Here is a 25804-nt window from a genome sequence, read left to right as displayed (position 1 = left end):
ATCCGTCCGCACGCCGACACGGCCACCCACCGTGCAGCAGTCCGGTCCGCCTCACGGCGCCCCGTCGCAGCGCTCGCAGCGTTCGCCGACGACCTCTCCGCAGGATCCGCTTCCGGGCCCGGAGGCCGGTGAGTCATGGCACTCACCGGTCGACGTCTCGAGGTCGACCGGATCGCGACCCTCGCTGTACTCCCTCGGGAGTCCGCGATGGTCGTGGTCGGCGACCCTGGTTCCGGACGCAGCAGCGTCCTCGACGCGGTCTCGAACCGCGTTTCCCTCCCCGTCGTGCGGGTCGGTGTCAACGGGAGTGAATCCCGTTGGCCGCTGGCCGGCGTGACCTCCTTGTTCACCGCGCTCGACGACCCTCGTGCGACGGCCCACATCGCCCATCTCCTGCAGACGGGTGAGACGGCGGTCCCCGTGACCGCCGGACTGGCGGCGGCGCACGACTTCCTCGACGCCGTGCACGCCCTCACCCTGCCGCCGACGCTCGTGCTGATCGACGACCTCGACCGCATGGACGTCGAGAGCCAGGAGCTCATCGCGTTCCTCGCCGGCCGACTCGCAGGCACCGCCCTGCGCGTCGTGGCGACGGTCCGTTCGGTGCCGTCGGACGGTCCGCTCGCGGCCCTGCCGGCGCTCCGCATCGAGCCGCTGCCGTCCGACGAGGCACTCATCCTCGCCCGGACCATGGCACCGGAAGAAGCGAACGACGGCGTCCTCGCCGTCCTCGCCGCGGAGACCGGTGGCAACCCCGGCGCGCTCCGCGAACAACTCGCGGTGCTCAGCCGCGAGCAGCTCACCGGCGCGGAGCCGATCGTGCTCCCGCTCCGACCCACTCCGACGACCGAGGCCCTCGCAGCCCTCGCACTCGGGTCCGCCGCGGGACGAGATCTGGACGTCCTCGCGAAACTCGCCCTGGTGCCGGTCGCGAAGACCACGGCCTGGGACCGCGACGAGTTGGACGACCTGGTCGGAGCGGGCCTCGCCACCGTGCGGGGCCAGAGCGTGACGGTCCGCGACCCCCTGGTCCGGTCCGCGCTGTACTGGCGGATGCCCGCCCGTGACCGCCGCGCGGCGCACGCCGCGCTGGCCACGGCGAGCGCCGAGTCCGACCCGCGGGCAGCCGCGTGGCACCGGAGCTTCGTCGACGACGTCCCCGACGTGGTCGCGCTGCTCAGCGCCGCACGGTCCTACGTGGTGGACGGCAACGTGCACGCCGCGATCGCCCTCACCGAGCGTGCCCTGCACGTCGGTGGCGGCACCGAGGATGAGCTCGTCGCGCTGCTCGGGGTCGCTGAGGCCCTGCTCGGCAACCGGCTGCTCGGCTTCGCCGCGCGCTACCTCGCCGCGCTCCGTCCGTTCCGGACGACGGCGCACGAGGTCCGCCGGCTGCGCCTGCAGTACTCGGCGCAGTACCTCAGCGGCGACGCCGTGCACGCGGACGAACTCCTCGTGTCGGTGGACGCGACCGAGCCGGCCGACGTGGACGCGGTCGCCGGGCTGATGGCCATGGTGGCGTGCTTCCGTGCCGAGGCGTGGGAGCTCGACCAGGCGAAGGACCTGCTGCACCGCGTCGAGCCCCTCGAGGCGTCGGCGTCTCCGCACACGTTGGAGATCACGACGACCGCGCGGGAGCTCATCGCCGCGATCAACGGCACCCTGCCGTCGGACACCGACCTGCACGACGGACTCGCGACGTCGGTGCTGCTGGCGATGTCCGACCCGGCCCTGCTGCTCCTCGCCCACGCGCTGAGCATCGCCGAGCGGTACCGGAGCGCGCGTCGGGTGTTCGCACTCGTCCTCGCCCGTGGCCCGCAGACGGCGCCGGTGTGGACCGAGGCGGCCCGCTACCTGACCGCCGAGAACGAGGTGCGCTCCGGGAACTTCCGGCAGGCGCTCCGCGCGATCGACGTGTGGGAGGCCGGTTCCTCGGTGGTCGAACGGCTCCGTGAGCCGTCGCGGGCCATCGCGATCGCCTGGCGGCACTTCGCCGAGGGGCGCTCCGCCGATGCCCTGGCGGTCGTGGACCGGTGCCTCGAGCACCGTTCGACGAGCCGCCTGTGGGGTGCGACGGCGAAGCTGCACGCGCTCCGCGGTCGGGTCCTGCTGCTCGACGGCCGACTGGAGGAGGCAGCCGCCGCACTCGAAGCGGCGGACGCCATCGGCCGGTCCCTGCGGAACCCCGCGGTGCTCCGGCACCTCGGCGACCTGGTCGAGGCGTACGCACGCCTCGGACGGATCGACGACGCCCGCACCATCACCGCGCGGCTCGCTGCGGACCACCACGCCCGACCGGGTCGCTGGGGTGCGCTCGTGCTGGCGAGGAGCCTCGCGCTCGTCGCCGACGACACCACCCGGGACAGCGCCCGTCGCCGCGCGTTGGAGCTGTTCCAGCCGCACGACTCGCAGTTCGAGCGGGCACGGACGTTCGCGGCCCTCGCGACGGTCGGCAACCCCGCCGAGCGTCCGCGTCTCGGTGCGGCAGCAGCAGCGGCGTACGAGGCGGCCGGCATGCGCCGTCCCCTCGTCACCCCCGCACCGGCAGCGGCCATGCCGCCGTTCGGCACGGGGCCGTCGCTCCGGTCCGCACCGGTGCTGTCCGCGTCGATGCCGGGGACGCCCCGGAGCGCTCCGGACGCCTCCGCGGTGCTCACCTCGCTCACGGCCGAGGAGCGCGCCGTGGTGCAGAAGGTGACGGAGGGCTACCGCAACCGCGAGATCGCGTCGTCGCTGTTCATGTCGCAGCGCACGGTGGAGCTGCGGCTCACGCAGATCTACCGCAAGGTGGGCGCGCGGTCGCGCTCCCACCTGGTCGCGCTGCTCACGTAGTCGACGCGAGCACAAGGCGGACGGGAGGCCCGGTACCAGCTGGTACCGGGCCTCCCGTCCGCCTTTTCCCTGTTTTCACGCAACCGGCCTCGCAGGCTCGGTCGGCGCTGGCGCCGCGCGCCGCTGGCGCGTCGCTTCATGCGGAGCGCGCGCGCGTTGCGGGAGTCCGCACGCGACCGCACCGCGGCGTCCCCCGCACGCGGGGAACCGCAAGAGCAGTCGACGACTGTTGCCGTGGCGGCGTCGCCGGGTGAGGCTTCTCATGCACCGACCGCCGTGCCCCTCCCGAGGGGCCAGACCGCGGTACCCCGTCCGGTACCCGAACCTCGTGGCCCACCCACTCCGTCGTCCGTCCTCGCCTGATCCGAGGACGGGCGCCGGTCAGGACCGCGAGGGCCCGGACGCGCGGCAGACCCGACGGCGGTCGGTGCCGAACCCCGCTCCACTCCCCCACCCCGTTCCCCCGAAGGGACAGCCGATGTGCGGCATCATCGCGGCCCGCGTGTCTGACGACGCGACGCCCTACCTGCTCGACGGACTCGAACGACTTGAGTACCGCGGCTACGACTCCGCCGGCATCGCCGTCCGGACCGCCGCCGGACGCACCGAGACGATCCGCTCGGTCTCCCGCGTCGGGGACCTGCGCACGCTCGTCGCCGCCCGGTCCGGCGACGCCCTGACCGGCGTCGGCATCGGTCACACCCGCTGGGCCACGCACGGTGCCGTGCGCGAGGCGAACGCCCACCCGCACGCCGACTGCTCGCGCCGGATCAGCATCGTGCACAACGGCATCATCGAGAACGCCGACCGCCTGCGTGACATGCTCACGGCGCAGGGCCACCGGTTCCGCTCCGAGGTCGACTCCGAGGTCATCGCGCACCTCGTCGAGCGTGCCCTGGCCGTCGACCCGGACCTGATGCTCGCCGTGCAGATCGCGACCGCGCAGCTCGAGGGGTCGTGGGCGATCGTCGTCCTCGACGCCCGCGACGGCCGGATGGTCGTGGCCGCGGACCGTTCCCCGCTCGTCGTCGCCCGGTCCGCCCGCGGCGACTTCGTGGCGAGCGACATCGGTGCGATCGCCGAGTGGTGCGAGACCTTCGTGGCGCTCCGCGACGGTGACGTCGTCGAGCTCGGCGAGGCCTGGACCTGGTCGTCGAACGGGATCACCGTCCCCGTGCCGTTCCCCACCCCGTCGCCGTTCGCCGCCACCGCGCTGGACCTCGGCGACCACCCCGACCACATGGCGAAGGAGATCGGCGAGCAGGCCGACGTCGTCAGCACGATCCTGGACCGCATCGCCCGCCGCACCGCGGACGGCAGCATGTGGGTCGGCCTCGGGCTGCCCGCCTTCCAGCGCCTGGCGATCGTCGCCTGCGGCACCTCGCTCAACGCCGGCCAGGTGATCGCCACCGCGCTGCGCGGCATCGGCGGCGTCCCCACCGACATCGTCGTCGCCAGCGAGGCCGACCAGGCCGTCCTCGGCCCCGACACCCTGGTCGTCGCGATCAGCCAGTCCGGCGAGACCGCCGACGTCCTCCGCGCGCTCGACCGCTTCGAGGACCGCCACCCGGTGCTCGCGCTCACGAACAACATGCACTCCTCGCTCGCCCGTCGCGCCGACGCCGTGCTCGACTGCCACGCCGGTCCGGAGATCGGCGTCGCCGCGACGAAGACGTTCACCGCGCAGGTCGTCGTCGGAGTCGCCGCGGTGATCTCCGCGCTCGTGGCGTCCGGCCGCATCGAGGTCGCACGTGCCCACGCGCTCGTCGACGAACTGCTCGACCTGCCGGCACGCATCGAGCACGCCACGCAGGTGTCCGCCGACCGGATGCCGCTCCTGGTGTCGAGCGTGAAGGAGGCCACCGGCTTCCTGTTCCTCGGCCGCGGTGCGGGCCTGCCGTACGCCGCCGAGGGCGCACTCAAGCTCAAGGAGCTCAGCTACCGCTGGGCCGAGGCGTACCCCGCGGGCGAGCTGAAGCACGGCCCGCTCGCCCTCGTCGACGAGGGCACCCCCGTCGTCGTGATCGACCACGGCGAGCCGAAGATCCAGTCGGCGATCGCCGAGGTCCGGGCCCGCGGCGGGTTCGTCATCACCATCGGCGGCGAAGGCTCCGACATCCCGGCGCTCGGCAGCCGCGGCACCGGCGGACTCGCCTGGGGCGCCATGGCGGCGCCCTGGGGTCCGCTCGAGGCCGTCGTGCCGCTGCAGATGCTCGCCCGCGAACTCGCGCTGCAGCTCGGCTGCGACGTCGACAAGCCGCGCAACCTGGCGAAGTCGGTGACGGTCGAGTGATGCGCGGTCGGATGAACCACCTGACGACGTTCCTGGTCGTGCTCACGGCGTTCGCGATCGCCATGACGACGGTGCTCGTCGTCGTGGTGGCGGGGCCGACCGTCCTGGGCTGAGCCGGGCGCGCGGGCGGGCGCCGACTCGGATCGACGTTCTCGATGTCGTACGACGTCGAGGGTGTCGTTCCACATCGTCCTCGACGCCGGGTCTCGGGCAGTTCGCGGGACACGGCTGCGATGCTGGTCCCTTGACCACCGCAGCCCCGCCCCTCGTGTTCGTCGCGCTCGTCGTCGGCGCGCTCCTGCCGTTCCTGCCGCTCGTCGGACGCGTCGCACGGATCGCCGCGACCATCGCGCACGAGGTCGGGCACTGCATCGTCGTCGTCCCGTTCGGCGGCCGCATCCAGCGCATCGACCTGCACCCGGACGGCTCCGGCGAGGCCTGGGTCCAGCTCGGTCGGGTCCCCGGCGGCATCCGCTGGCTCGTCCGGATCCTCAACCTCTACGCCGGGTACAGCGCGCCGCTCTGGGCCGGGGTGCTCCTGGTGACCGGGGTGCTGCACGGCTCGCGGTGGCTGCCCGTCGCCGTGCTCGGGGTCATCGGGCTCGTGGCGCTGGTGTTCGTGCGGAACTGGTTCGGGCTGCTCGTCGTCCTCGGGTTCGACGTCCTGGCGCTGTGGGTGGCACTGCGTCCGTCCGAGACCACGGTGCTCGTGGTCGCCGCCGTCGGGGCGTTCTTCGTCGTCGACGGACTGCGGTCCGTCGTGCAGGTCGCACGGTGGCTGCTCACCGGCGCCCGCGTGCAGACGGACTTCCACATCGCCGCAGCCGAGACGCGGGTGCCGGCCGGGGTCTGGTTCGTGCTGTTCGTGCTGGTGAACGGCCTGGCGGTGTGGCTCGCACGGGTCCCGTTGCTCGAGGTCTGGGACACCGTGGTGGCGGGCGTGCGCGCGCTCTTCTGACAGGGTGCCGTGGTCGACCCGGAACGACGCCCTCGATGTCGTACGACGTCGACCTCGTCGTTCCGCGTCGTCGCCACCACCGCGTCGTCGCCACCACCGCGTCCCCCTCACCACACCTGGGAGGATGGTGCGGTGCTGCTCGACACCGTCACCACCGCCCTCGCCACCGCTGACGATCGGCACCGCGATGGGTTCGCCGCGTTCGTCGCCGCCCGACGGGACGCCTCCCTGTGGCGTGACGGCGGCCCGGAGCACCTCACCGCGTCGTGCTTCGTGTTCTCGCCCGACCTGGTCCGGGTGCTGCTCTGCCTGCACCGCAAGGGCGGCTTCTGGGTGCAGTTCGGCGGGCACCTCGAGCCGTCGGATGCCTCGTTGGCCGACGCCGCTCGTCGCGAGGCGCGCGAGGAGTCCGGCATCACCGACCTCGAGCTCGTCGACGACCGCATCGCGGACCTGGACCGGCACGAGCTCGGCGCCGGGTTCGCCTGCGCGGCGCACTGGGACGTCGGCTTCGTCGCCCTCGCCGACCCGTCGGCGGTGACGGCCGTCAGCGACGAGAGTGACGACGTCCGCTGGTTCGCGCTCGACGACCTGCCGGCCGAGATCCCGCCGGGGCTGCCGGGCCGGCTGTCGGCGGCCGTCGCATCGGTCAGTTACCGCGGCTGACGCCTCGCGCATCCTGCTCGCACCACGTCCGCGACGATCCACACGGTGATCGACTGGTGCAATGTCGCAGAACGGGTGCGCAGCCCCGCGCCTACTCCCAGGGGCGCTGCGCGAGCTCGGCGGGGTCGAACACCCGGCCGCCGGCGACGACGAGCGACCGCGGCACCCGTCGCACCAGGGCGTCCATCGGGTTCTCGGCGTCGAGCAGCACCACGTCGGCACGCGCCCCCGCCACGAGGTCGTGCGCCTCGTCGGTGACGAACCGGGCACCGTCGCGCGTGGCGAGCTCCACCACGCGGGTCAGGTCCTCGTCCCGCACCACACCGCCGGCCCGCGCGTACTGCCACGCGATGCCGAGCAGGTCGCCGTCGCCGTAGGGGCTCCACAGGTCACGGATGCCGTCGGTGCCGAAGCCGAACCGCACGCCGGCCTCGTCGAACTCGTGCAGGGGAAGCTGTCGCATCCGCACCGGGGCGACGGTGGTCATCGTGACGCCGAGCGACGCCATCCGGGCGAGCAGGTCGCGGCGACGCACGGGATCGACGTCGACGATCGCGAACCCGTGGGCGATGTTGACCCTGCCCGGTGCGATGCCGAGCCGCTCCACCCGGTCGAGCACCAGGTCGAACGCGAACGCACCGAGCTCGGCGGGCTCGTGCAGGTGGATGTCGATGCCGCACCCGGTGTCGGCGGCGATGGCGAACAGGCCGTCGAGCTGCCCGACCGGGTCGCGGTCGATGAGCGACGGGTCGAGCCCGCCGATGTGGTCCGCTCCGGCCGTCGCCGCCTGCCGCAGCAGGTCGAGCACACCGGGCCGCCGCAGCACGCCGTCCTGCGGGAAGGCGACGATCGACACCTCGACCGCACCGTCGAGCGCGTCGGCCGCCGCATGCACGGCCTCGATCCCCCGCAGCCCGACGCCGAGGTCGACGTCGACGTGTGTGCGGACCCGGGTGGTGCCGGTGCGCAGCCCCTCGCGCAGCACCCGCGTGGCGACGGGTTCGCTCGGGATCCCGAGGGCGTCACGCCGAGCCCGTTCGTGCGCGATGCGCCCCTGCGTGCCGGGCTCGCCGCCGTACGACTCCCACTCGTGCCCCCACCAGCTCTTGTCGACGTGGGCGTGCGTGTTGACGAGCCCCGGCAGCGCGAGCTGGCCGCGCCCGTCGACGACCCGAGCACCAGCACCGGCACCGGCACCGGCACCGGCACCGGCACCGGCACCGGCACCGGCACCGCCACTGGCACTGGCACTGGCACTGGCACTGGCACCGCCCGCGACGCCGTCGCCCGCTCCGGTCGCGGTGACCGAGACGATGCGGCCGTCCGCCACCCGGATGTCCGACCGTGCACCACCCCACGGACGGACATCGCGGATGATCAGGGTCGCTTCGTCGGTCGCCATGCTCCCATCGTGGCAGCCGCCAGGGCCCCGCCGCGACCCCACCGCACCCCGGTTCCGCGTAACGGAACGCCGCAATCGCCTGTCCACGCAGCGAAGGCTGCGAGGCTACCGCCAGACGACTCCCGGAGGTGTCCCATGGCGAACGACGATCACGGTTTCTCGACCGAACAGGTGCACGGCGGCTTCGTGCCCGACGCAGGGCACGGCGCACGGATCCCGGCCATCCACATGTCCTCCGGCTTCCTCTTCGACGACTTCGACCAGGCGCGCGACCGCTTCGCCGGCACCGAGGACGGCTACACCTACACCCGCCTCGGCAACCCGACGAACGCCGACGTCGAGCGCCGCGTCGCCCTGCTCGAGCGGGGCGTCGAGGCGATCCTCGTCGGCAGTGGCCAGGCAGCCGCCACCATCGCGTTCCTCGGGCTCCTGCAGGCGGGCGACCACGTCGTCGCCGCCCGCAGCATCTACGAGGGCACCAAGGGGCTGCTCGTGCAGAACCTCGGCCGCCTCGGCATCGAGGTCGACTTCGTCGCCGACCAGCGCGACCTCGACGAGTGGGCACGGCTCGTCCGCCCGAACACGAAGGCGTTCTTCGCCGAGACGATCCCGAACCCGAAGAACGACGTCCTCGACATCACCGGCGTCGCCGACACCGCGCACCGTGCCGGGGTCCCCTTGATCGTGGACAACACCCTGGCGACGCCGTACCTGGTCCGCCCGGTCGAGCACGGTGCCGACATCGTCATCCACTCGGCATCGAAGTTCCTGTCCGGCCACGGCGCGGGCCTCGGCGGCGTGGTCGTCGACGGCGGTACGTTCGACTGGTCCGCCTCCCCCGAGCGCTGGCAGCACCTCACCAGCCCGGAGCGGTCGCTCGGTGGCGACAGCTACGTCGAGCGCTACGGCAACCGGGCGTTCGTCGTCTTCGCGCGTGACGTCGTCGCCTCGCGCATCGGGCCCACCCCGTCGCCGTTCAACGCGTTCCTGATCCGCCAGGGCATCGAGACGCTGAGCCTGCGCGTGGAACGCCACAGCGCGAACGCGCTGGCGGTGGCGCAGTGGTTGGAAGCACAGCCGGAGGTGACGAGCGTCGACCACGCGGGTCTGGCCTCCAGTCCGTTCCACGACCTCGCCCAGCGCTACCTGCCGCGCGGAGCCGGCTCCGTCTTCGCGTTCACGCTGGCGGGCGGCGAAGCCGCCGCGCACACCTTCATCGACAGCGTCCAGCTGTTCAGCCGGATGACCCACCTGGGCGACGTCCGCTCGCTGATCCTGCACCCCGCGACGACGACGCACGCCGGCAAGACCGCCGCGGAGCGCGCCGACCAGGGCATCGACGACGGCCTGATCCGACTGTCGGTCGGCATCGAGGACGTCGCGGACCTGCTCCGCGACCTGGAACGCGGGTTCGCCGCGTTGCGTTCTGCAGACGGCAGAGTCGGTCTGGAGGCCCGTGGCGCGTCCGACGCGGAGCGCGCGTCCCTGGAACACTCGGTCCCGGGCACGCACGTGATCTCGGAGGAGCTCTAGACGATGGCACGACCGCAACACTTCGGGTACTTCTTCTCACGCGGGTTCGGCCCGCAGGCGTGGGGGCGCTCGGACTGGGACTGGGGCCACGACTGGACCAAGCCCGACCTGTACCAGCAGTCCGTCCGCACGCTCGAGCAGGCCGGCATGGACCTGGTGATCGCGGAGGACGCCATCTCGCTCGGCAACCCGTCGACGCTCGACCTGCGCATCCGCCAGGCGTACGGCGGCCCGAAGCACGACCCGTTGCTGCTCGCGCCGTACCTGTTCGCGGCGACCTCGCACATCGGCATCGCGCCGACCGTGAACGCCGGGTTCACGCCGCCGTACCTGGCTGCACGACAGTTCGCCACGCTGGCGCACCTGTCCTCCGAGCGGCTCGGCATCAACGTCGTGACCGACGTCGGCAGTGCCCGGCACGCCGGTCTGCCGCCGCTGCCGCACGACCAGGCGTACGACCGGGCCGAGGAGTGGATCACGCTGCTCCGCCGGCTCTGGGGGTCGTGGGGGTCCGGGTTCATCGGGAACCGATCGGACTGGAGTTTCGCCGACGGGGACGCGCTCGACGCCTTCCACCACGAGGGCGCGTACTTCACCGCCGACGGCCCGCTCAACGCGCTGCCCCTCGACTCGGACCCGGTGGTCGTCTCCCCCGGTGGCTCCGGTCGGGGCCTCGCGTTCGCCGGCACCCACTCGGACGTGCAACTCGCGCTCGCGCCGCTGTCGGCCGCCGCGGTGGCGGACTACCGCGGTCGCGTGATCGCCGCAGCGCAGGCCGCCGGACGCACGGCCGCCGACCTGCGCATCCTGTTCGTCCTCAAGCCCGAGATCGTCTCGTCGTCCGACGAGGCCGACCGGATCGTCGAGGCGTCCCGGCACCCGTCCGACGACGACCTGCGGACCGCGGCGATCGCGTGGTCGAGCGACTCCGAGACGGACCTGCTCGCGCTCGACCTCGACGCGCCCGTGCCGGACGGGACCTTCGGCGACCACGTCTCCGCCGGCACGATCCGCGGGCTGCTCGGCGACACCCCGGACGCTCCCCTGCGCGCGCTCCTGGAGCGCAAGGCCCGCAAGGGGCGGGTGTCCTCGCGCGAGGGCTTCGTCGGCACCGCCGACGAGTTCGCGGACTTCATCGAGGAGCTCGGGTCGGACGCGGACAACGACGGCATCATCTTCTCGGGCGACCTGCACCCGGCGCAGATCCACCGGATGTTCGGCGACCTGGTGCCGGTGCTCCGGCGCCGTGGGCTCCTGCGGCGGGAGTACGGCGCCGGGGGCATCCGGGCGAACCTGTTCGACTTCTAGTGGTGGACCGGCTCGACTAGTGGTGGACCGGCTCGACTAGTGGTGGACCGGCTCGACCACGCCTGATTCCTCGACGTCACGGACGTCGTCGGCCGTGCGGAGGATCTCCGCACGGTCCGAGGCGGAGTTGATCGCCCAGTAGTAGATCACCAGCGAGAACACCGCGACGACGACGATGTCGATCCACAACGGGAACACCGGGTGCTCCAGCGGACCGAAGTCGCTGAGGAACACGATGAGCCCCATGCCGATCAGGTAGGGCAGCAGCCACTGCGCCGCCTTCCAGTCCCAGCGCGGCCGGACGCTCGAGGCACCGCGGAACACGTTGTTCAGGATGATCACCACGGCACCGATGAGGATCGCGACGCCGAGCTTCCAGTCGGTGTCCCACCCGGTCCACAGGATGATGAGGTTCGCGACGATGAACGCGATCGGCGACAGCACCGCGGCGGCGGGCATCCGGTAGGGGCGCTCGATCTCCGGGATCCGCTTCCGGAACGCACCGAGCGCCAACGGGGCACCGGCGTACATCAGGACCGACGCGCTCGTGATGAGGCTCACCAGCCCCTGCCACGAGGGGAACGGTGCGAAGCACGCGCAACCGACGACGAACGCCGTGACGAGCCCGACCCACGGCACACCCTGCTTCGTCGTCCACTCGAACGCCTTCGGGAAGTACCCGTTGCGACTGAGTCCGTAGGAGATGCGGCTCGTCGCCGTCACGTAGATCAGCCCGGTCCCCGCGGGCGAGATGATCGCGTCGATGAAGATGACCACCGCCAGCCACGTGATGCCGGCGGCCATCGCGATGTCGGCGAACGGCCCCGTGTACTTCGTGAAGTCGGCGGTGGCCCAGGACCCCTGGATCGCATCCGACCGGAGCACCCCGAGGAACACGACCTGCAGCAGCAGGTAGATCACCAGCCCGATGAGCACCGAGCCGATGACGGCGCGCGGGATGTCCCGCCGCGGGTTCTTCGCTTCACCCGCGAGCTGGTCGGCCTGCTCGAAGCCCAGGAAGGCGAAGATGATGCCGGAGGTGGACACCGCCGCCAGGACCCCCTTGGCACCCTCGGGCATGAAGCCGTCAGCCGCCGTGAAGTTCGAGCCGTGGAACCCGCTGAACGCCAGCACGACGATGACCAGCAGCGGGATGGCGACCTTCCACCACGTCGCCGCCGAGTTCGTGTTCGCGAGGATCCGGACGCTGAGCAGGTTGATCACGGTGACCACCGCCATGAGGACGACGGCGACCGCGATGCCCGCGCCGGTGAGCAGCTGCTGCGTCTCCCCGTCCACCGTCGTCGTGTGCAGCCACGGGTGCGCGAACTGCCAGTGCTGCGCGTACTTGATCATCGCCTCGACCTCGATCGGGGCGACGGTCACGGACTGCAACCAGGAGAACCAGCCGAACGACGCGCCGGCGATGCCGCCGAACGCGATGTGCGGGAACCGTGCCGTCCCGCCCGCGATCGGGAACATGCCGCCGAGTTCGGCGTGCACGAGGGCGAGGACGAGGATCGCCACACCGCCGATGAGCCACGAGATGATCGCGGCCGGGCCGGCGGTCTTCAGGGCCTCCTGCGACCCGAAGAGCCAACCGGAGCCGATGATCGACCCCGTCGAGGCCCAGATGAGCCCGATGAAGCCCACGTTCCGCTTGAGGCCGGAGTCCGGCAACGCCGTCGTCGTCGTTGTAGCCACTGCTGCTCCCGTCGAGTGAGCGGGCCCCACGAACTGGGGTCGCGCTCATCGACTCTGGCACCGGGACAGCGGCTTGGTCGGATTCTTTAACATGCCGGAAACAATTGTGCTGTATAAGCACTCAGGCTGCTACTTCTTGGACTTCTTCTTCTTGCCGTCGTCCTTCTTGTCCGACTTCTTCTTGTCGGACTTCTTCTTGCCGTCGTCCTTCTTCTTGGACGGCTTCTTGGCGTCCTTCTTCTGCTTCTTGCCGTCGTCCTGCTTCTTGGACGGTTTCTCGTCCGACTTCTTCGGCTTCGCTCCCCCCGAGGGCAACGGGAGGACCGGGGTCAGCTCCGGCGACTCGACCCCGTCGATCGGCTCGACGACCACGGCGGAACCCGTGTCCAGCGCGACGTCGACCGCGTGTTCCTCGAGCACGGGCGCGAGCGCGTCCGTCACCCGCTCCACGGTGAGCACCGCGTCATCCTCGGCGAGCCGCAACAGCGCCTGCGCGGTCCGCACCCGGGTCGTGGTCTTGCGTGCCAGGACGTCGGCGCGCGCACCCTCGAGGAACGTGCGGAGCGTGCGCTCGACGACCGACCGTCCACGCGGTGCAGCGCGGTCCAGGCGGTCCAGCTCACCGGCGACCCCGGTCACGTCATCGGCGACGTGCTCGTGCCGCACCGACTCGATCAGCGCCGCGATCGCTGCTGCACCCCGTTCGACAGCAGCCGAACGCTGGTCGAGCACGACGAGCATCTCGACGACCGAGCCGTAGGTGACGGTCTCGAGGCGGACGGGTTCGGCACCCCGGCCGCGGACGACCAGGCGGGCGTCGGGCGTGGGCAGCCAGGCGGCGAGGGCAGCGACGGTCGCGACGGACCCCACGATCCGCTCGTAGTCGGCGAGCACCACTCGCTCCTGCTCGCGCAGACGGACTCGGATCGCGATCTCCTGCACCACGTGGGGGCCTTCCGTTCGGGGTCGGCGCGGGCGTTTCCCTGCGCCTCCTCCGGAGCGTAGTCCCCGGACGTGGCGAGACAGCGAACGCCCCGGCATCGTCCAGGGACGGTGACGGGGCGTTCGTGCAACACGTGGTGACAGCGGCTCGACGACCGGCGAATGGTGGAGATGGGGGGAATCGAACCCCCGTCCATCGCTGCAATTCGACGTCTTCTACGGGCGTATCCGGATAGTTCGTTCTGCTCGGCCCCGTCCTTTGCTACCGGCTTCTAGGACGACGGGCCCAGTCTCAGTGCAAGTCCCGCACGGCCCTGAGGCGCAACCGTGCAGCAAGTCCTCTGGATGACGCCGGGATCAGGTTAGGGGACGGTCACCTGGCCGACGGACTTCATGTGCTGGGCTGCTTACGCAGCGAGAGCGAAGTCAGTGCGCTTGGAATTGGCACTTGTTGTTTTCCACGGATCGTTCACGAGATAACCGTGGGTCCTCGGCCCGCTTCCCGTCGGCACACAGGCAATGTCGAAACCGATCATCCCCATGCGGGCCGGACGTGCGAGCCGCTGTCACGCTGTTGAGTTGTGTTGCGACTGCTCCGATCGGAGCAGTCCCTCAGTCTAGCTGACCGAGGTACGAGGCCGCTACTCGCCGACGCGGTTCTTCGTGCGCATGGCCCGCTCGGCCTCACGCTTGTCGGTCTTCTCCCGCATGGCCTGACGCTTGTCGAACTCGCGCTTGCCCTTGGCGACCGCGATCTCGATCTTGGCCCGACCGTCGTGGAAGTAGATCTGCAGCGGCACGAGGGTGTAGCCGCCCTGGGCCGTCTTGTGCGAGATCTTCACGATCTGCTGCTTGTGGAGGAGCAGCTTGCGCTTGCGCCGAGGTGCGTGGTTGTTCCACGTGCCCTCGGTGTACTCGGGGATGTGCACCGCATCGATCCAGGCTTCGCCCCGGTCGATGTAGGCGTACCCGTCGACCAACGAGGCACGTCCCATGCGCAGGGACTTCACCTCGGTGCCGGACAGGACCATGCCGGCCTCGTACGTGTCCTCGATGAGGTAGTCGTGTCGGGCGCGACGGTTCGTCGCGACGATCTTCTCACCGCGTTCCTTCGCCATGACGACTCCTCTCGTTCCGGGCACTGCGCTGCGCAGCCCTACAGACTACCCAACAGCAGGCGCCTCACGCACCTTCCCGGCGCGGCGGATCAGACCTTGAGGTAGCGGCGGATGGCGATCGACGCCGACACCGCGGCGAGCAACACCCCGATGACGATCACCGACGGCACCACGATGGCCGCATCCCCCATGCCGATGAACGCCGTGCCGGTGAAGCGCTCGGCCAGGAAGTTCCGGACGAAGAACCACACCACCGCGGTGATGGCGCCACCCGCCAGGACGGCTCCGATGGCGGCGGCGATCACCCCCTCGAGCACGAACGGCGTCTGGATGAACCGGTTCGACGCACCGACCAGCCGCATGATGCCGAGTTCTCGCCTGCGACTGAAGGCGGACAACCGGATCGTGGTCGCGATGAGGAGCACGGCGGCGACGAGCATCAGCGCCGCGATGCCGATCGCCGTGTACGACGACGCGTTGAGCAGGTTGAAGATCGGTTGCAGGTAGCCGCGTTGGTCGACGACGCTCTGCACACCGGCGACCTTCGACAGGCTCTCGACGAGGACGTCGGCCTGCGACGGGTTCTTCAGGTTCACCCAGAACGTCTCGTTCAGGTACTCGGGCTTGACGAACTCGGTCGCCGCGGAGTCCTTGAACTGCTCCTTGAAGCGGGTGAACGCCTGGTCCTGGTCCTCGTAGTACGTCTTCTCGATGTACGGCTTGAGGGTGGACGACTCGAGCTGGGCCTGGACCTGCTTCCGCTGGTCCTCGGTGGCCTTGGCACCCGTGCAGTTGCCGGTGGTGTCGGTGTCGGTGCACAGGTAGACGGCGACCTGCGCCCGGTCGTACCAGTACCCCTTCATCTGGTTGATCTGCATCTGGAGCAGGATCGCGGTCCCGACGAAGGTGAGCGAGATGAAGGTCACGAGGACGACGGAGACGACCATCGACGCGTTGCGCCGCAGGCCCGAGCCGACCTCGGACATGACGAGCCCGAGCCTCATCGGATGAGCCCCGGGATGGTCTGGATGCCGGTGGTGTTCGACACGGTGCCGCGCTGGATCGGGACCGCCTGGGTCTGGTAGCCGCCGGACTGCTCGTCACGGAGGACCGTGCCGTTCGACAGCTCGATGACCCGACGCTGCATCTGGTTCACGATGCTGGCGTCGTGGGTCGCCATGAGCACGGTGGTGCCTCCCTGGTTGATGCGTTCGAGGAGCGCCATGATGCCGGCGGACGTGGTGGGGTCCAGGTTGCCGGTGGGCTCGTCGGCCAGCAGGATCGCCGGCTTGTTGACGACGGCGCGGGCGATCGCCACGCGCTGCTGCTCACCACCGGAGAGCTCGTGCGGCATGCGGGTCGCCTTGCCCGCGAGTCCGACGAGCTTCAGCACGTCGGTGACGGCCTCGCTGATGAAGCCCTTGCTCTTGCCGATCACCTGCAGTGAGAACGCGACGTTGTCGAAGACATTCTTGTTGGGCAGGAGTCGGAAGTCCTGGAACACGACGCCGAGGTTGCGCCGGAAGTACGGGACCTTCCGCGACGCCAGGGACCCGAGGCGCTGCCCGAGCACGTGGATCTGGCCGCGGGAGGGCTTCTCCTCCTTGAGCACGAGGCGCAGGAAGCTGGACTTGCCGGAACCCGAGGCGCCCACGAGGAACACGAACTCGCCCTTGAGGATCTCGAGGGTGAGGTTGTCGAGCGCCGGACTCGGGTTGCCCGAGTAGACCTTGGTGACCTGGTCGAATTTGATCATGACCGGATCAGGGTAGGTCGCCCCGCTTGGAAAGCAAGCGAGGCGCGCGGCTCACGAACCCCTACGCGTCGACGGATTGCTTGCGCCAGCGGATGCCGGCGTTGATGAAGCCGTCCAGGTCGCCGTCGAACACGGCTGAGGGGTTGTTCACCTCGTGCTCGCTCCGCAGGTCCTTGACCATCTGGTACGGCGCCAGCACGTAGGACCGGATCTGGTCGCCCCAGCTCGCCGTGATGTTGCCGGCGAGCTCCTTCTTCTTCGCGTTCTCCTCTTCCTTCTTCAGGAGGAGCAGGCGCGACTGCAGCACGCGCATGGCGGCCGCACGGTTCTGGATCTGCGACTTCTCGTTCTGCATGGAGACGACGGTGCCGGTCGGGATGTGCGTCAGGCGCACCGCGGAGTCGGTCGTGTTGACGGACTGCCCGCCGGGGCCCGACGAACGGAAGACGTCGACGCGGATGTCGTTCTCGGGGATGTCGATGACCATCGTCTCCGGCATGAGCGGGATGACCTCGACCGCGGCGAACGAGGTCTGCCGCTTGCCCGCTGCGCCGAACGGCGACATGCGGACGAGTCGGTGGGTGCCGGCCTCGATCGACAGGGTGCCGAATGCGTGGGGGGCGTCGACCTCGAACGTGGCGGACTTGATGCCCGCTTCTTCGGCGTAGGACGTCTCCATCACGGTGGTCTTGAAGCCGTGCTGTTCGGCGTACCGCAGGTACATGCGCATGAGCATCTCGGCGAAGTCCGCGGCGTCGACGCCGCCGGCCCCGGCGCGGATGGTGATCACGGCGGGGCGGTCGTCGTACTCGCCGTCGAGGAGCGTCTGCACCTCGAGGTCGCCCATGGTCTTCTGGATCGCCTTGAGCTCGGCGACGGCTTCGTCGGCCGAGTCCTGGTCGTCGCCCTCGTTCGCCATCTCGACCAGCACCTCGAGGTCGTCGATGCGACGCTCGGTGTCGGTGATCTTCTTGAGCTCCGACTGCCGGTGCGAGAGCGCGCTCGTCACCTGCTGCGCGTGCTCGACGTCGTCCCAGAGGTCCTGGGCGCCCGCCTGCTCGCTGAGGTCGGCGATCTCACGCTGCAGGCGGTCGACGTCGACCACCGAGCGGATGTTGCCGAAGGTCTCTCGGAGGGCGGAGAGCTGCTCGGTGAAGTCCAGTTCGACCATGGTCACCGATCCTACCGGCGCGGCAGGCCGGTCGGCGTCGCACCCGCGCCGGCGGGCGCGCTACCGCCCCAGCAACGGCTCCCGCGACGCCATGCCCGCAGCCCCGGCCCGCGCCACCGCGTCGGGCAACGCCGCCAGGAAGGCGTCGACGTCCGCATCGGTCGAGGTGTGTCCGAGCGTGATCCGGAGCGCACCGCGGGCGTCCTGCTCCGACAGGCCCATCGCGAGCAGCACGTGCGACGCCTCGGGCACGCCGGCCTGGCACGCCGACCCGGTCGACACCGCGACCCCGGCCGCGTCGAGCAGGAACAGCAGCGAGTCGCCCTCGCAGCCCGGGAACGTGAAGTGCGCGTTGCCGGGCAGCCGGTCGTCGGGGTCGCCCATCAGCACGGCGGACGGCACGGCCGCACGGACTCCGGCGACGAGCCGGTCGCGCAGGGCGACGAGCGACGGGTGCGGCATCGGCTCGGCGGCGACCATCGTGGCCGCGACGCCGAACGATGCTGCAGCGGGGGCGTCCTGGGTGCCGCTCCGCACCTGCCGCTGCTGCCCGCCGCCGTGGATGAGGGGCTCGACGGTGGCCTTCCGCCCGAGCACCAGCGCACCGATGCCGACCGGTCCGCCGACCTTGTGCGCGGAGACGCTCAGGGCGTCGAGGCCGGACGCGGCGAACGACACCGGCACCTGGCCGTAGGCGGCGACGGCATCGCTGTGCACGGGCACGCCGGCGGCGTGCGCCAGCTCCACGATCCGTGACACGGGCTGGATGGTGCCCACCTCGTTGTTCGCCCAGAGGAACGTGACCAGGGCGACGTCGTCGGCGGAGGCGAGCCGTGCCTCCAGTCCGACGAGGTCGACGCGACCCTGCGCGTCCAACGGGACCACGTCGATGACGGCCCCCTCGTGCGTCTCCAACCAGGTCAGGGTGTCGACGGTGGCGTGGTGCTCGCCACCCGGGACGACGATCCGGGGGCGGGCACGGTCGCGTTGACGAGCCCAGAACAGGCCCTTCACGGCGAGGTTGATGCTCTCGGTGCCGCCGGAGGTGAACACGACCTCGACGGTGTCGGCGTCGAGCGACCGGGCGACGGCGGCGCGACCGTCCTCGAGCAGCATCTTCGCGCGCTGCCCGGCGCTGTGGATCGAGGACGGGTTGCCGACGGTTCCGAGCGCGGCGGTGAACGCGGCGAGCGCCTCCGGCAGGATCGGCGTCGTCGCGGCGTGGTCGAGGTAGACCGGCATCTGCACCCCCTGGAACGAGCGGTGTCCAGGATACGCGTCGGTCCTCGTACCCTTGTCGGGTGCACGAGACAGCGATCGACCACACCCCGGGGTTCGACCTCGGGGCCGACGTCCCGCGGTTCTCCCTGCGGTCCGCCACCGCCACGGCCGTCGTCGTGGTCGTCGAGCGAGCGGACGGGCAGCCGGTCCGGTACCCGCTCGAGCGGCTGCCGGCGACCGACCTGTGGACGGCCGAGACCCCCGGCATCGCCCCGGGTGACCGCTACCACCTGCTCGTCGACGGGCCCGTCGGACCGCGGAACGAGTTCGACCCGACACGCCCCCTGCTCGACCCGTACGCCCGCGGCATCGCACCGACAGGGCCCGGGACGCCCCGCTGGACGAGCGTCGTCGTGGACGACGCCTTCGACTGGGGCGGCGTCGTCAAGCCCACGGTCCCGCTCGACCGCGCCGTGGTCTACGAGGCGAACGTCCGCACCCTGACCGCCGCGAACCCGCACCTGCCGGAGCACCTGCGCGGCACGTACGCCGGGGTGGCGCACGAGAGCACCATCGCGCACCTGCACCGGATCGGTGTCACGACGCTCGAGCTCCTGCCGGTGCACGCGTTCGACACCGAGAACTGGTTGCGGGACGCCGGCCGCGAGAACGCCTGGGGCTACAACACGCTCGGGTTCTTCGCGCCGCACGCCGCGCACGCTTCCGCACCCGCACGGGCGGAGGGCGCGTCCGCGGTCCTGCGCGAGTTCAAGGGCATGGTCCGGCTGCTGCACGAGGCCGGCATCCAGGTGGTGCTCGACGTCGTCTACAACCACACGGCGGAAGAGGGCCTCGGCGGGCCCACCACCAGCCTGCGCGGCATCGACGGTGCGGAGCGGTACCGGTGGACCCAGGCCGCGCCGCCGTTCCGGGACACCTACTACGACACCACCGGCTGCGGGAACACCCTGGACACCTCGGTGGAGTCCACGGCGGACCTGATCGTCGACAGCCTGGTCTACTGGGCGCGCGAGGTGCAGGTCGACGGCTTCCGCTTCGACCTGATGGCCGCGCTCGCCCGCGACGCCCACCACGTCTTCGATCCGCAGCACCCCCTGCTCGAGCGGATCCGGAACCACCCCGACCTGCAGGACACCCTGGTCATCGCCGAACCGTGGGACGTCGGACCCGACGGTTGGAAGACCGGCTCGTTCGGCGCGGCCGGCGACCGGACCAGTGAGTGGAACGACGGCTTCCGCAACACGGTCCGCCAGTTCTGGCTGACGGACATCGCCGAGGAACGCCGCAACGGCATGCCCCGCACCGGCATCGGCGCGCTCGCCGGCGCCCTGACCGGCTCGCGCCACGTCTTCGGCGTCGACCGTGGTCCGCTCGCGAGCGTCAACTTCGTCACCGCCCACGACGGCTTCACGCTGCTCGACCTGGTGTCGTACGACGGCAAGCACAACGAGGCGAACGGCGAGGAGAACCGCGACGGTTCGAACGACAACCGCTCGTTCAACCACGGCATCGAGGGCGATACCGCCGACCGCGGCGTCCGGGCAGCGCGCGGCCGCTCGATGCGGAACCTCGCGGCGACGCTGCTGCTCTCCGCCGGGGTGCCGATGCTCACCGCGGGCGACGAGCGGAGCCGCACGCAGCACGGCAACAACAACGCGTACGTCGTGTCCGACGACCTCACCCCGGTGGACTGGTCCGACGACGAGGACGCCGAGTCGATGACCGAGGCCGTCGCCGCGCTCGCCCGGTTCCGGCAGGCGCACCCTGCACTCCGGCCGACGCGCTTCGGCGTCGAGGGGCAGGAGACCCCGGGTGCCTCGCGGATGTCCTGGTACGGGCCGGACGGGCACCCGATGACCATCGAGGGCTGGGACCAGCCGGTGCACCGCGTCCTGCAGTACTTCGCCGAGTCCACGCCCGAGCACGAGCCGTACGACCGCGTGCTGGTCGTGGTGCACGGCAGCGGGCGCACTCGTGACCTGACGCTGCCGGTGCGCGAGGACGTGCTCGGCTACCGCCTCGCGTGGTCGAGCGAGAAGCACCGTGACCACGAGCGGCTCCGCCCCGCCGGTCAGGTGTTCACCGCCTACGGCCCCGGCATCCACCTGTTCGAGCCGGCGTAGCGCGCGATCCGGCCCGCGCCCGGCACGTGACCAGTGGGCGGACGGGAGGCCCGTGGCGGCTCCGCCACGGGCCTCCCGTCCGGTTCCTCCACAGGCCCACGGCGCGCCCGACCGTCCACAGGGGGCGGATTCCGGGGAACGCGGAGGCGCTCGCCGGGTAGCGTCGGCTCCGTGGCCACCGCAGACCGACCCCGCCGACCGAAGATCGGGCGCATCCCGATCACCGAACTCGCCCCGAGGACGCCGAACGGGTTCCCCGGCAAGGCGTTCGACGGCGAGGTGATCACGTTCGGTGCGACCGTCTTCCGAGAAGGACACGGCATCATCGGCGCCGACCTCGTCCTCGAACGCCCGGACGGGGGCACCAGGACCGTCCCCCTGGCCCTCGGCGCGCCCGGGACCGACCGGTACGAGGCGACCGTCCAGGTCGACCACGTCGGCGTCTGGACCTGGCACGTCGAGTCCTACTCCGACGACTGGGCCACGTGGCTGCACGCTGCACGGCTGAAGATCGCGGCCGGGGTGGACACCGAGGCGACGCTCCTCGACGGCGCCCTGCTGCTCGACCGGCTCGCCGACGAGACCGACTCCCCCGCCGCCACCCGTGCGGCAGCCAAGGTGCGCGACACCGACCTCGACCCGGCCGAGCGCCTGGCCGCCGTCGACGACCCGCGCATCGTGGCCGAGGTCGAGGAAGCCCCGCTCACCTCGCTCCGGACGCACTCCCCGACGCAGCTGCTCGACGTCGAACGCACCCGCGCCGGCGTCGGCGCCTGGTACGAGTTCTTCCCCCGCAGCGAAGGCGCGAAGAAGAACCCGGACGGCTCGTGGAAGAGCGGCGACTTCCGGACCTCGGCCCGTCGTCTGCCCGCCGTCGCCCGGATGGGCTTCGATGTCGTCTACCTGCCGCCGATCCACCCGATCGGCACGACCGCGCGCAAGGGGCCGAACAACACGCTCACCCCGGGGCCGCACGACCCCGGCAGCCCCTGGGCGATCGGCTCCCCCGAGGGCGGGCACGACGCGATCCACCCCGACCTCGGGTCCGAGGACGACTTCCGCGACTTCGTCGAGACCGCCAAGAACACCGGCATGGAAGTGGCGCTCGACTTCGCGCTGCAGTGCTCCCCCGACCACCCCTGGGTCACCGAGCACCCGAACTGGTTCACGCAGCGCGCCGACGGCTCGATCGCCACGGCCGAGAACCCGCCGAAGCGGTACCAGGACATCTACCCGATCCAGTTCGACTCCGACCCCGAGGGCCTGGTCGCCGAGGTCCTGCGCGTCCTGCGGCACTGGATCGACTTCGGCATCCGGATCTTCCGGGTCGACAACCCGCACACCAAGCCGCTCTGGTTCTGGGAGCGCGTCATCCGCGAAGTCCGCGACGAGCACCCGGACACCGTGTTCCTGGCCGAGGCGTTCACCCGGCCGGCGATGATGCGCGCACTGGCAGAGGTCGGGTTCCAGCAGTCGTACTCGTACTTCACGTGGCGGAACACGAAGGAAGAGATCGAGTCCTACTTCGAGGAGCTGTCGCACGAGACGAGCGACTACCTGCGCCCGAACCTGTTCGTGAACACACCGGACATCCTCACCGAGTACCTGCAGTTCGGCGGTCGCGCCGGCTACAAGGTTCGTGCCGCGCTCGCTGCGACGGGCGCCCCGACGTGGGGCATGTACTCCGGGTACGAGCTGTTCGAGGACGTCGCCCGACCCGGCTCGGAAGAGAACATCGACAACGAGAAGTACGAGTACAAGCCGCGTGACTTCGCCCTGGCTGAGGCCGAGGGCGCGTCGCTCGCCCCGTACGTGACGATGCTCAACCGGCTCCGTGCCGCGCACCCCGCGCTCCGCCAGCTGCGGAACCTGCACGTGCACGCCGCCGACGACCCGGCGACCGTCGTGTACTCGAAGCACCTGTCCGGCGAGTTCATCCGCTCCGGGCACGCCGACACCGTGATCGTCGTCGCGAACGTCGACCCGCACTCGGCGCGTGAGACCACCGTGCACCTGGACCTCGCTGCGCTCGGCCTGCCGGCCGACAGCCGGTTCGACGTCCGTGACGTCGTGACCGGGCAGCGCTGGGTCTGGGGCTCGTCGAACTACGTCCGCCTGGACGCGTTCCAGGAACCCGTGCACCTGCTCGTCGTGGAAGGACTGCACCGATGACGAACGACCCGACCGCACCCCAGCCGACCCCGCCGTCGCGCCGCGGCCCCGCCGTACCGCCGGTACCGCCCCCGCCGCCGCCCGTGCCCGCGCGGACACCGTCCGACGCGAAGCCGGAGCCGCGCTACGAGCCGCGGGTCTCCGCCCCCGACGAGGACCTGCCAGGCGTGCCCGCTGCACCGCGCGAGGCGCCCGACCGCGGGGTCGCCGAGTCCGCCACGCTGGCGGGACACCCCGCCGACGCGACGCACCCGCGGGTACCGTCCGTCGACGCCGTCGCGTCCTCGGGCGCTCCGACCGGAGGCCCGTCCACCGTCGCGCCGTCGACCGCCCTTCCGACGCCGCCGGCTCCCGAGCCCGCCACCGCCGACAGCACGGGCCCGCGCCCGGCTCCGGTCGAGCAGTGGCTGCGCCAACAGGTCGCCGAGGGCCGCTGGTCGCAGCCCCACGACGTCCTCGGCCCGCACGCCGTCGACGGCGGCACGAGCGTGCGCGTGGTGCGCCACCTGGCGCAGGCGGTCCGGCTCGTCCGGCTCGACGGCGACGACGTCGAGCTGACCCACGAGGGCGACGGTCTCTGGGCCGGTGCCACCACCGAGGAGCTCGGGCGCTACCGGGTCGAGGCCGACTACGACTTCGACGAGTCATCGGAAGAGGACGACGCCACCTGGACGACCGACGACGCGTACCGGTTCGCCCCGACGCTCGGCGAGCTCGACCTGCACCTGTTCGGTGAGGGCCGCGACGAGCAGCTCTGGCACCACCTCGGCGCGCACGTCCGCACGATCGACGGCGTCGACGGCGTCGCGTTCTCCGTGTGGGCACCCCGAGCGACCGCCGTCCGCGTGATCGGCGACTTCGAGGGTTGGGAAGGCCGCACCACCGCGATGCGCCGCCTGAGCGACCTCGGCGTCTGGGAGCTGTTCTGGCCCGGAGCCGTCGCGGGGCAGCGGTACAAGTTCCAGATCCTCACCGACTCCGGCTGGGTCGAGCGCGCGGACCCGTTCGCCCGCGAGGCCGAGATCGCCCCGGCCACCGCCTCGGTCATCACCGAGTCGAGCTACACGTGGTCCGACGGCGACCGTGCCTGGATGGAACGCCGCGCGGAGACGACCACGCACGACCAGCCGATGAGCGTCTACGAGGTCCACCTCGGCTCGTGGCGCCCCGGGCTGTCGTACCGCGAGGTCGCCGACCAGCTCATCGGGCACGTGCAGTACACGGGCTTCACGCACGTGGAGTTCCTGCCGCTCGCCGAGCACCCGTTCGGCGGCTCGTGGGGCTACCAGGTCACCGGGTACTACGCCCCGACCGCACGCTACGGCTCCCCCGACGACCTGCGGTACCTGATCGACCGCCTGCACTCGGCCGGCGTCGGCGTGATCATGGACTGGGTCCCCGGACACTTCCCGAAGGACGAGTGGGCACTCGGACGCTTCGACGGCCACGCGCTGTTCGAGCACCCGGACCCCCGCCGCGGCGAGCAGCTCGACTGGGGCACCTACGTGTTCGACTTCGGGCAGCCGCAGGTCCGGAACTTCCTGGTCGCCAACGCCCTGTACTGGCTCGAGGAGTTCCACATCGACGGCCTGCGCGTCGACGCCGTCGCCTCGATCCTGTACCTCGACTACTCCCGCACCGACTGGCTGCCGAACATCCACGGCGGCCGCGAGAACCTGGACGCCGTCGCGTTCCTGCAGGAGACGAACGCCACCGCCTACAAGCGCTACCCGGGCATCGTCATGATCGCCGAGGAGAGCACCTCGTGGCCCGGCGTGACCCAGCCGACCAGCGCCGGTGGGCTCGGGTTCGGCCAGAAGTGGAACATGGGCTGGATGCACGACTCGCTCGAGTACGTGCAGCGCGACCCCGCGTACCGCAGCTACCACCACGACGAGATCACGTTCTCGCTCGTCTACGCCTTCAGTGAGCAGTTCACCCTGCCGATCAGCCACGACGAGGTCGTGCACGGCAAGGGTTCCCTCTACGGCAAGATGCCCGGCGACGAGTGGCAGAAGCTCGCGAACGTCCGGGCCTACCTGGCGTTCATGTGGGCGCACCCCGGCAAGCAGCTGCTCTTCATGGGGCAGGAGTTCGCCCAGCCCGCAGAGTGGTCCGAGGCGAAGGGGCTCGACTGGTGGCTCCTCGACCAGCCCGGGCACCGCGGTGTGCAGGACCTCGTCGCCGCCCTGAACCGGGTCTACAAGGACACGCCCGCGCTCTGGACGCACGACAGCACGGCCGACGGCTTCGAGTGGATCGAGGGCGGCGACGCACCCCACTCGACGCTCGGGTTCCTGCGCAAGGACGGCGACGACCGGCTGGCGGTGTTCGTGAACTTCTCGGGCGTGCCCGTGGAGCGTCGGTTCGGCCTGCCGAGCGCCGGCGAGTGGCACGAGGTGCTCAACACCGACGCCGCGGAGTACGGCGGCTCCGGTGTCGGCAACCTCGGAGTCGTCACCGCCGAGGACACCCCGTGGGCCGGCCGCCCCGCATCGGCGCACCTCGTGGTGCCGCCGCTCGGGGCCGTCTGGCTCAAGCTCGAGCGCTAGCTGTGGCCCGCGTCCTGGACGCGGCCGCAGAC

Annotated in this window: 18 protein-coding genes and 1 other RNA gene; 10 read left to right on the top strand and 9 right to left on the bottom strand. The window is 71.1% G+C overall.

The features are described from left to right. The first annotated feature begins 135 nt into the window (after window positions 1-135). The 5 genes from M4960_RS00285 (at window position 136) to M4960_RS00265 (ending at window position 6749) form a co-directional block, all read left to right on the top strand. Window positions 136-2832: a LuxR family transcriptional regulator gene (locus M4960_RS00285; RefSeq protein ID WP_248703193.1), complete on the top strand. Its 2697-nt coding sequence runs from the start codon at window positions 136-138 to the stop codon at window positions 2830-2832. A gap of 478 nt (window positions 2833-3310) precedes the next feature. Next, the gene (glmS, locus tag M4960_RS00280) at window positions 3311-5125 is read left to right on the top strand and encodes a glutamine--fructose-6-phosphate transaminase (isomerizing) (RefSeq protein ID WP_123294776.1); all 1815 of its coding nucleotides are present in this window, start codon (window positions 3311-3313) and stop codon (window positions 5123-5125) included. Continuing rightward, window positions 5125-5238 carry a Rax2 family protein gene (locus M4960_RS00275; protein ID WP_240347339.1) on the top strand — a complete coding sequence of 38 codons (114 nt, stop codon included), beginning with the start codon at window positions 5125-5127 and terminating at the stop codon, window positions 5236-5238. The genes glmS and M4960_RS00275 overlap by 1 nt, the downstream gene beginning before the upstream one ends. A 131-nt stretch (window positions 5239-5369) precedes the next feature. After that, complete coding sequence (locus M4960_RS00270) at window positions 5370-6083, top strand: M50 family metallopeptidase (RefSeq protein WP_185021100.1); 714 nt, start codon at window positions 5370-5372, stop codon at window positions 6081-6083. A 132-nt stretch (window positions 6084-6215) separates the two neighbouring features. Beyond that, window positions 6216-6749: an NUDIX hydrolase gene (locus M4960_RS00265; RefSeq protein ID WP_123294778.1), complete on the top strand. Its 534-nt coding sequence runs from the start codon at window positions 6216-6218 to the stop codon at window positions 6747-6749. A gap of 91 nt (window positions 6750-6840) precedes the next feature. On the opposite strand, the gene M4960_RS00260 is transcribed toward M4960_RS00265, so the two are convergent. Beyond that, a complete protein-coding gene (locus tag M4960_RS00260; RefSeq protein ID WP_248703192.1) occupies window positions 6841-8151 on the bottom strand; it encodes an amidohydrolase family protein in 1311 nt (436 codons plus the stop codon). A 135-nt stretch (window positions 8152-8286) separates the two neighbouring features. On the opposite strand from M4960_RS00260, the gene M4960_RS00255 reads away from it, so the two are divergent. Both M4960_RS00255 and M4960_RS00250 read left to right on the top strand, forming a co-directional pair. Further along, on the top strand, window positions 8287-9684 hold the full coding sequence (locus M4960_RS00255; RefSeq protein ID WP_111086437.1) for an O-acetylhomoserine aminocarboxypropyltransferase/cysteine synthase family protein: 1398 nt from the start codon (window positions 8287-8289) through the stop codon (window positions 9682-9684). A 3-nt stretch (window positions 9685-9687) separates the two neighbouring features. After that, on the top strand, window positions 9688-10992 hold the full coding sequence (locus M4960_RS00250; protein ID WP_248703191.1) for an LLM class flavin-dependent oxidoreductase: 1305 nt from the start codon (window positions 9688-9690) through the stop codon (window positions 10990-10992). A gap of 36 nt (window positions 10993-11028) precedes the next feature. Here M4960_RS00250 and M4960_RS00245 read toward each other — a convergent pair whose 3' ends face one another. The 8 genes from M4960_RS00245 to M4960_RS00210 form a co-directional block, all read right to left on the bottom strand. Further along, the gene (locus tag M4960_RS00245; protein ID WP_248703190.1) at window positions 11029-12696 is read right to left on the bottom strand and encodes an APC family permease; all 1668 of its coding nucleotides are present in this window, start codon (window positions 12694-12696) and stop codon (window positions 11029-11031) included. Window positions 12697-12825: 129 nt separating this feature from the next. Continuing rightward, entirely contained in the window at window positions 12826-13641 is an 816-nt protein-coding gene (locus M4960_RS00240; RefSeq protein WP_248703189.1) for a hypothetical protein, read from the bottom strand. Between the two features lie 160 nt (window positions 13642-13801). Then, window positions 13802-14178, bottom strand: a transfer-messenger RNA (tmRNA) gene (gene ssrA / locus M4960_RS00235). A 101-nt stretch (window positions 14179-14279) separates the two neighbouring features. Further along, entirely contained in the window at window positions 14280-14756 is a 477-nt protein-coding gene (smpB, locus tag M4960_RS00230) for an SsrA-binding protein SmpB (protein WP_123294782.1), read from the bottom strand. An 89-nt stretch (window positions 14757-14845) separates the two neighbouring features. Further along, window positions 14846-15760, bottom strand: coding sequence for a permease-like cell division protein FtsX (gene ftsX, locus M4960_RS00225; RefSeq protein WP_111086440.1), 915 nt, complete (start codon window positions 15758-15760; stop codon window positions 14846-14848). Then, window positions 15757-16512 carry a cell division ATP-binding protein FtsE gene (gene ftsE, locus M4960_RS00220; protein WP_111086441.1) on the bottom strand — a complete coding sequence of 252 codons (756 nt, stop codon included), beginning with the start codon at window positions 16510-16512 and terminating at the stop codon, window positions 15757-15759. Before ftsE ends, ftsX begins: the two co-directional genes overlap by 4 nt. Before the next feature lie 61 nt (window positions 16513-16573). After that, on the bottom strand, window positions 16574-17683 hold the full coding sequence (gene prfB / locus M4960_RS00215) for a peptide chain release factor 2 (protein ID WP_111086442.1): 1110 nt from the start codon (window positions 17681-17683) through the stop codon (window positions 16574-16576). A gap of 60 nt (window positions 17684-17743) precedes the next feature. Then, the gene (locus M4960_RS00210) at window positions 17744-18925 is read right to left on the bottom strand and encodes a cysteine desulfurase family protein (RefSeq protein WP_248703188.1); all 1182 of its coding nucleotides are present in this window, start codon (window positions 18923-18925) and stop codon (window positions 17744-17746) included. Between the two features lie 59 nt (window positions 18926-18984). On the opposite strand from M4960_RS00210, the gene M4960_RS00205 reads away from it, so the two are divergent. From M4960_RS00205 to glgB, 3 genes are all read left to right on the top strand, one after another. After that, a complete protein-coding gene (locus M4960_RS00205; RefSeq protein ID WP_248703187.1) occupies window positions 18985-21048 on the top strand; it encodes a glycogen-debranching protein in 2064 nt (687 codons plus the stop codon). A 171-nt stretch (window positions 21049-21219) separates the two neighbouring features. Beyond that, window positions 21220-23220 carry a maltotransferase domain-containing protein gene (locus M4960_RS00200; RefSeq protein ID WP_248703186.1) on the top strand — a complete coding sequence of 667 codons (2001 nt, stop codon included), beginning with the start codon at window positions 21220-21222 and terminating at the stop codon, window positions 23218-23220. Beyond that, window positions 23217-25772: a 1,4-alpha-glucan branching protein GlgB gene (gene glgB, locus M4960_RS00195; protein ID WP_248703185.1), complete on the top strand. Its 2556-nt coding sequence runs from the start codon at window positions 23217-23219 to the stop codon at window positions 25770-25772. Before M4960_RS00200 ends, glgB begins: the two co-directional genes overlap by 4 nt. Window positions 25773-25804: the final 32 nt, after the last annotated feature.

It is taken from the genome of Curtobacterium sp. MWU13-2055, assembly GCF_023242305.1.
Classification (GTDB): Bacteria; Actinomycetota; Actinomycetes; order Actinomycetales; family Microbacteriaceae; genus Curtobacterium.
This window is presented reverse-complemented; position numbering and strand designations above follow the sequence as displayed.

What these genes read in the sequence shown, in the direction of transcription:
- M4960_RS00285 (WP_248703193.1), top strand. Translation starts at nt 136, where the DNA reads ATGGCACTCACCGGTCGACGTCTCGAGGTCGACCGGATCGCGACCCTC.
- glmS (WP_123294776.1), top strand. Translation starts at nt 3,311, where the DNA reads ATGTGCGGCATCATCGCGGCCCGCGTGTCTGACGACGCGACGCCCTAC.
- M4960_RS00275 (WP_240347339.1), top strand. Translation starts at nt 5,125, where the DNA reads ATGCGCGGTCGGATGAACCACCTGACGACGTTCCTGGTCGTGCTCACG.
- M4960_RS00260 (WP_248703192.1), bottom strand. Translation starts at nt 8,151, where the DNA reads ATGGCGACCGACGAAGCGACCCTGATCATCCGCGATGTCCGTCCGTGG.
- M4960_RS00255 (WP_111086437.1), top strand. Translation starts at nt 8,287, where the DNA reads ATGGCGAACGACGATCACGGTTTCTCGACCGAACAGGTGCACGGCGGC.
- M4960_RS00250 (WP_248703191.1), top strand. Translation starts at nt 9,688, where the DNA reads ATGGCACGACCGCAACACTTCGGGTACTTCTTCTCACGCGGGTTCGGC.
- smpB (WP_123294782.1), bottom strand. Translation starts at nt 14,756, where the DNA reads ATGGCGAAGGAACGCGGTGAGAAGATCGTCGCGACGAACCGTCGCGCC.
- ftsX (WP_111086440.1), bottom strand. Translation starts at nt 15,760, where the DNA reads ATGAGGCTCGGGCTCGTCATGTCCGAGGTCGGCTCGGGCCTGCGGCGC.
- ftsE (WP_111086441.1), bottom strand. Translation starts at nt 16,512, where the DNA reads ATGATCAAATTCGACCAGGTCACCAAGGTCTACTCGGGCAACCCGAGT.
- prfB (WP_111086442.1), bottom strand. Translation starts at nt 17,683, where the DNA reads ATGGTCGAACTGGACTTCACCGAGCAGCTCTCCGCCCTCCGAGAGACC.
- M4960_RS00210 (WP_248703188.1), bottom strand. Translation starts at nt 18,925, where the DNA reads ATGCCGGTCTACCTCGACCACGCCGCGACGACGCCGATCCTGCCGGAG.
- glgB (WP_248703185.1), top strand. Translation starts at nt 23,217, where the DNA reads ATGACGAACGACCCGACCGCACCCCAGCCGACCCCGCCGTCGCGCCGC.